We start from the raw sequence: 6,046 nt of genomic DNA, 5'->3' as shown, positions 1-6,046 counted from the left end.
GGATACCCGGAACCGTCACCAGGAGCGGAGGCCCCGCTCCTTCATCGCATCAGGGTCCAGCCGTTGACGGCGGTCGTGCTGGTGATGCCGATGTTCGCGGTGAAGCCGTTGTTCCAGGTGTTGGCGGTGTAGGCGACCTGGCAGGTGAAGTCGGACGGCGGGGGCTCCGTGGGGCCGCCGGAGGCGAGGCCGAAGAACTCGACCGCGTACTCCGCCATGCCGGCCATCGGCAGGCTGTGTCCGGCGCCGGAAACCGTGATCGCCTCGACCGGAGCGCTGCCGGACGAGTCGGCGAACCGCTGCCGCGTCCAGCCGGACTGCGGGGTGTCAGTAGAGGTGGGCGTGGTGCTGAGGCCGTGCACGTTCGTCCACTGCTTGACCTCCTCGGCCAGTTCGGCGTACGCGACGACGTTGTCGTTGGTGCCGTGCCAGAGCTGCATCCGCGGCCAGGGCCCCTGGTATCCGGGGTTCGCCTGGCGCACTATGTCGCCCCACTGCTGTGCGGTCTTGCCGACGCACGGGGAGGCGTTGCCCCCCGGCTGGTAGGCGTCCTCGTTGGGGAAGCACGCGAAGGGGACGCCCATGAACGCCGCGCCCGCCTCGAAGACCTCCGGGTACAGGGCGGCCATGGCGTTGGTCATCATGCCGCCCGAGGAACTGCCGGTCACGAACACCCGGTCCGGGTCGCCGCCGTAGCGCTGCTCCGCATAAGTGATCATTGACATGAGCGAGACCGGGTCGGTGCGTCCGCCGCGCACCTTCGACGCGTCGGACCAGTTGTCGAAGCAGTTGAACTTCTTGTTCGACGCCGACGGGAAGATCACCAAGAATCCGTACCGGTCGGCCAGGGACGCGAACTCGCTGGACGAATAGAATCCCGGCCCCGAACCGCCGCACGGATGCAGCGCCATCACGATCGCCGGCGACGCCCGCACCGTGTCGGGCACGTAAACGTACATCTGCAGATTGCCCGGGTTGTCGCCGAAGCCGGTGACCTGCGTCAGGCCGGCCGCGGCCGCGTGCTGTACCGGCAGCACGGCCGTCATGACCGCGCACAGCATCGCCGCGCAGGCACCGGCCAGCATGGCCATGAGTCGTTTCATCCGCCCTCCTCAATTCGGGCACGATACATAACGCCCCGACTTTTGTCGGACGCGCCATCAATTGCCGAAATATAGGAGGGGCGTAGATCATCGTCAACGCTCCGCCTTGGGCGGGCGGCAGATCAAATCACGGAAAACGAGTTTCCGCAGGTATCAAGGCCCTTGATATCAAGATCCGCGTTCCGCATTCATGAAAACTTTCACGGCCGCCCTGGGGCGCGGGGGGTATGGTCTTCCGGTGACCGACCGCCGCACTCCCCCATCGGCCCGGCAGGCCGGTGCACCGCACCCGCGCGTGAGCTACCTGGTGTTCAGGCTGGAGCGACGCATCCGGGCCCATCTCGACGACGCGCTCGCCCGGCACGGCCTCACCACGACCGAGTACATGGCGCTCAGCGAGCTGCGCCTGCGCGACGGGCCGTCGTCGGCGGAACTGGCCCGCATCGCCTTCGTCACGCCGCAGGCGATGAACCTGGTCATCCGCGACCTGGAGCGGCGCGGGCTGATCCGCCGCGATCCGCATCCGGACGGCGGACGCGTACTGCGCGCCCGTGTCACCGGCACCGGCCTGGACGTCCTGCGCCGCTGCGACCGGGAACTGGACGAGATCGAAGCGGTCATGTTCGCCGAGCTCGACACCGCCGCCCGCAAGTCGCTGGCCGAGCAACTCCTGACCTGCGCCCACGCCCTCCGCCCCGACACGAACACCACCCGCCACCGCCTCCAAGACCCCGCCGGCTAAGGCTCCCACCCCCATAGGAGCCTGAATCGACCGTGCTCATCGGAACTAGAGCAAGGTGCTCGGCGGCGCGGAACTCGCCTGCCTCCTATACGTTCCTCACTTACGACCGCGGGCTCAGGGGCAAGCCGGGTGACATCTCTCCGCGGTGGCTTCGCGGGATGGGGCGGGCCTGTAGCAGGACGAAACCTGTAGCGCCCCAGGACCATTCGATGTCCACGGGTCGGCCGAGGACTTCTTCGGCCAGCAGGAGACTGTGGCGGATCCGCTCGATGCGGGTTGGCGGCAGTGTGACCGGGCCTGCGCAGGGACGGTCGACGACCGCGGCCGATGCCGGGTCGTAGGCGGCGAGCACGTGCTGGCGGGAAGGGCGTTCGGTGAGGACGCGGCCCGTGCGGCCCAGTTCCAGGTGGGCGGGGACCACACGGCCGTCGGTCAGCGGCCCGCACAGTCCGTTGATCGCCTCGATCACCAGCACGGACGCGTCCCCGGTGACGGGATGGGCCGAATAGGCGACACCCGACAGTTCGGCGGGGACCAGCGGCTGGACGCCGACGGCGATCGGCTCCGGTTCGGGTGGGCGTCCGACGCGGAGCCGGTGGGTCAGCGCGGTCGGGGAGAACGCGCTCGCCCAGACCTCCGCGACGGCGTCGCGCAGCCCCTCGCGTGCGACGCCGATGACGCTGCCGAGCTGCCCGGCGGCGCTGGAGTCCGGAGTGTCCTCCCAGCCGGCGGAGCTGCGCACCGCGAGCGGGCCGCCGGGGCACGCACGGGCCAGGGCCTCCGCGAAGCCGGGGGGCCAGGGCACGGCGCGGATCGCGTCGCGGGCCTGCGTGTGGGTCCGGCGCAGACCGGCGAGGTCGCAGGGCGGATCGCCGAGGCCCGGCAGGGTGGGGACCAGCGCCTCGAAGGCGGCGGCCGTGACGGCGACGCCGCCCGGGGTGGGCAGGCCGGCGTCGGCCATGCGGGCGAGCGTCGCCAGCTTGTTGCCGCAGCGCCGGGCGTCCGGGCAGAGCGGGATCACCCAGGGGTGCACGCCGGGTCTCCTCGCCTGGACAGCACCGTCACGGTGCCGGCGGCGCCGTCGACCTCGATCTCGTCGCCGTCGCGGAGCACGCGGGTGGCCGTGCCGACGTCGCAGACGCAGGGGATGCCGTGCTCCCGGCTGACGGCGGCCGCGTGGGTGAGCATGCCGCCGACGTCGCAGACGCAGGCCGCGAGGAGACCGAAGACCGGTGTCCAGCTCGGCGAGGTCGCCTCGCACACGAGGACGTCGCCGGGACGCACGGTGGACAGCTGCTCCGGGGAGCGGATGACGCGCACCGGCCCCCGGGCGGTGCCCCGCGAGACCCCGAGGCCCCGCAGGACGGCGGACGGGCCGGACCCGCGCCCGCCCGCGAGGCCGGCGCAGAGGATCTGCGTCACGACCGGGTCCGTGCCGGGGGCCGCCGAGGCTCCGACCGAAGGCGGCAGTTCGCTCCGGCGCGCCTGCCACGCCCGGTGGTACGCGCGGCGGGCGGCGGCCGGCTCCGCCAGCTCCCCCCAGTCGGACGTCCCGCTGATAAGGCGGTCGACCTCCGCCGGGAACAGGAAGAGCACCGCGTCGGGGGCGGGAGCGCGCGTCGCGGCGGCCAGCGCGAGCGCCGCCCTGCGGACCGGCAGGTGCGCCCGCAGATCGATCACGAGGTTGTGCTCCTCGTTCCACCAGACGATGTTGGCGCGCAGCGCGTCCTCGATGAGCCGCTCGGCGGGGGCGCCGAGGCCCGGGGGCGGCGCGGCGTCCGGCATAGCGGGGGCAGGGGCCCCGCCCAGCACGAGAGGGCGCAGGAGGGCCAAGACCTGCTCCGGGTCCTCCTGCCAGGACGGGGCCGTCAGGTCGCCGACGGAGTCGGATCTGTCGCCGTGGGCCTCGACGAACGCCGTGAACGCGGCGAGCCAGGAGGCGGCGGCCGGGTCGCCGGCGAGCCGCGGCAGGATCGGCCCCGGCCCCGCCGAGAACGCGGGGGCCAGTCCCGCCTGCCGGGCCCGCTCGGCCAGGCCGCGCAGGGCCCGGTCGGCGGCGCGGACGCGGTTGTCCGCCGCCTGCAGGAGCGCCGTCAGCACGTGCGGGTCGACGCCCGCCTCCGCGAGTTCGCTCCGGATCAGCTCGTGGCAGGCCAGCAGCCGGTACATCACCGAGAAGTGCAGCCGCCAGGCGCGCGCGTGGGCGCGGCGGGCGCGGTCGAGATGGGCGCCGATGCCGTCCCGGCCGAGCCCGGAGAGGTCGGTGCGCCCGAGGGCGGCCAGCTCCGCCTCCAGTCCGGCGGCGGCCTCCCGCCACCGCCGCCGGAAGACCGCGGGGTAGCGGCGCACCTCGGCCAGCGCCCGGGCGCGTTCGGCGGGGTCCGGCTCGTCGCCCGGCACCGCGCCGATGTAGACGTGCGGTCCCACGTAGCGCACGCTCAGCCCCCGGCCGGATGTGAGCGGCAGGCCCGCGGCCGCCCGCTGCGCACCGTCGACGAGGTCGTCGACGAGCGCCGTGCCGAGGGGGACGACGCCGCGCGGGTAGTGGAAGTCCAGGTACCAGGCCCGGTCCAGGTCGCGCGCGGTCAGCGGGGCCGGGCGGTCCGGTCCGGCCGGGCGCGGCGGCGCCGCCGGGTACCAGGGCTCCCCGCCGGCGGGTCCCGGGACGAAGGCCGGGTTCATGAGATGTTCGACCTGCTCACGGGCACGTCACCTCCGTGCGTGGCAGGCTAGTCGATCTGCATGACGACCGCTTTGGGCTCGGTGAAGAACTCGCGGCTGAACGAGCCGCCCTCGCGTCCGACGCCGGAGTCGCCCACGCCGCCGAACGGTGCCCGCAGGTCCCGGACGAAGAAGCAGTTGACCCACACGGTGCCGGCCCGCAGCCGCGCGGACACCCGGTGGGCGCGGTTCAGGTCCTCGGTGAACAGCATGGCGTTGAGCCCGTAGGGGGTGCCGTTGGCGAGGCCGACCCCCTCGTCCTCGGTGTCGAAGGGCGCGACCACGACGACGGGGCCGAAGATCTCCTGTGTGCAGTGCCGCGCGTCCGGCGGCAGGTCCACCGCGACCGTCGGCCGGACGAACCAGCCTTCTCCCAGGCCGCCGCAGAGGATCTTGCCGCCTTCCGCGGCCACCGTCTGCACGTAGCCGCGGACCTTGCGGTAGTGCTCCCGCGACGCGAGCGGGCCGATCTCGGTGGCCGGGTCGGCCGGGTCGCCGAGCACCATGCTCTCGGCCGCGGCGACGAACCTCGCCAGGAACTCCTCGTAGACCGGACGCTGGACGTACAGCCGGCTGCCCGCCAGGCACACCTGCCCCGCGTTGGTGAACACCGCCTTGATCGACCACTCGACTGCGTCGTCCAGGTCGGCGTCGGCGAACACGAGGTTGGCGCCCTTGCCGCCGAGTTCCAGGCTCACCGGCGTCAGGTTGGCGGCGGCGGCGCGGCTGATGGCGCGGCCGGTCCCGGTCTCGCCGGTGAAGGTGATCCGGTCGACGTCCGGGTGCTCGGTCAGCGCCTGTCCCACCGACTCGGGGCCGTATCCGTGGACGACGTTGAGCACGCCGGGCGGCATCCCCGCCTCGATCGCCAGCCGGGCGAGCAGCGTCGCGGAGACCGGGGTGTCCTCGGCGGGCTTGAGCACCACCGTGTTGCCCCAGGCCAGGGCCGGGGCGATCTTCCAGGTCGCGAGCATGAGCGGGAAGTTCCACGGCGCGATCGCCGCCACGACCCCGGCGGGTTCGAACCGCGTATAGGCGTGGTGCCCGGTGTCCATCGGCAGCGCCTCGGCCGGGCTGAGCCGCGCGTGGTCGGCGAAGAAGCGCAGGTTGGCCGCCGCGCGGGCCACGTCGTTGTCGCGGCTCTGCGCGATCGGCTTGCCCATGTCGCGGGTGTCGGCGAGCGCGAGCGTTTCGGCGTTCCACTCGACCAGGTCGGCGAGCCGGTGCAGGACCGCGCCGCGCTCGGCGAACCCCATGCGCGGCCAGGGCCCGGTGTCGAACGCCGTCCGCGCCGCGCGCACCGCCAGGCCGGCGTCGGCCGCCGACCCGAGCGCGACCCGCGCCCACGGCTCGCGCCGGTACGGGTCGACGGTGGCGAAGTCGGCGCCGTCCGCGGAGCCGGTCTCCCGGCCGTCGATGACGTGCCCGTAGACGTCCATCGGGCGTTCCCTCCTACCTGCCTTGTCCCTGCTTGCCTTGT

General features: G+C 73.2%; 5 protein-coding genes. 1 reads left to right on the top strand and 4 read right to left on the bottom strand.

All coding sequences use genetic code 11. The features are described 5' to 3' along the window. Positions 1–41: 41 nt before the first annotated feature. Positions 42–1,103 carry a PHB depolymerase family esterase gene (locus tag ACIWVC_RS30995; RefSeq protein ID WP_396454917.1) on the bottom strand — a complete coding sequence of 354 codons (1,062 nt, stop codon included), beginning with the start codon at positions 1,101–1,103 and terminating at the stop codon, positions 42–44. 238 nt (positions 1,104–1,341) lie between these two features. Between ACIWVC_RS30995 and ACIWVC_RS30990 the strand changes: the two genes are divergently transcribed. Beyond that, a complete protein-coding gene (locus ACIWVC_RS30990; protein WP_396451903.1) occupies positions 1,342–1,845 on the top strand; it encodes a MarR family winged helix-turn-helix transcriptional regulator in 504 nt (167 codons plus the stop codon). A 100-nt stretch (positions 1,846–1,945) separates the two neighbouring features. Here the strand turns inward: ACIWVC_RS30990 and ACIWVC_RS30985 are convergent, their stop codons facing one another. From ACIWVC_RS30985 to ACIWVC_RS30975, 3 genes are all read right to left on the bottom strand, one after another. After that, positions 1,946–2,878 (bottom strand): PEP/pyruvate-binding domain-containing protein, encoded by a 933-nt coding sequence (locus tag ACIWVC_RS30985; RefSeq protein ID WP_396454916.1) that lies wholly within the window; start codon positions 2,876–2,878, stop codon positions 1,946–1,948. After that, positions 2,863–4,527, bottom strand: coding sequence for a PEP-utilizing enzyme (locus tag ACIWVC_RS30980; protein ID WP_396454915.1), 1,665 nt, complete (start codon positions 4,525–4,527; stop codon positions 2,863–2,865). Before ACIWVC_RS30980 ends, ACIWVC_RS30985 begins: the two co-directional genes overlap by 16 nt. A gap of 47 nt (positions 4,528–4,574) precedes the next feature. Further along, a partial coding sequence (locus ACIWVC_RS30975; RefSeq protein WP_396451898.1) for an aldehyde dehydrogenase occupies positions 4,575–6,046 on the bottom strand: 1,472 nt, incomplete at its 5' end.

The organism is Actinomadura sp. (assembly GCF_044508335.1).
Classification (GTDB): domain Bacteria; phylum Actinomycetota; class Actinomycetes; order Streptosporangiales; family Streptosporangiaceae; genus Spirillospora.
This window is presented reverse-complemented; position numbering and strand designations above follow the sequence as displayed.

Bases quoted from the DNA above. Each gene is read 5' to 3' on its own strand.
- ACIWVC_RS30995 (WP_396454917.1), bottom strand. From the start codon at position 1,103: ATGAAACGACTCATGGCCATGCTGGCCGGTGCCTGCGCGGCGATGCTG.
- ACIWVC_RS30980 (WP_396454915.1), bottom strand. From the start codon at position 4,527: ATGAACCCGGCCTTCGTCCCGGGACCCGCCGGCGGGGAGCCCTGGTAC.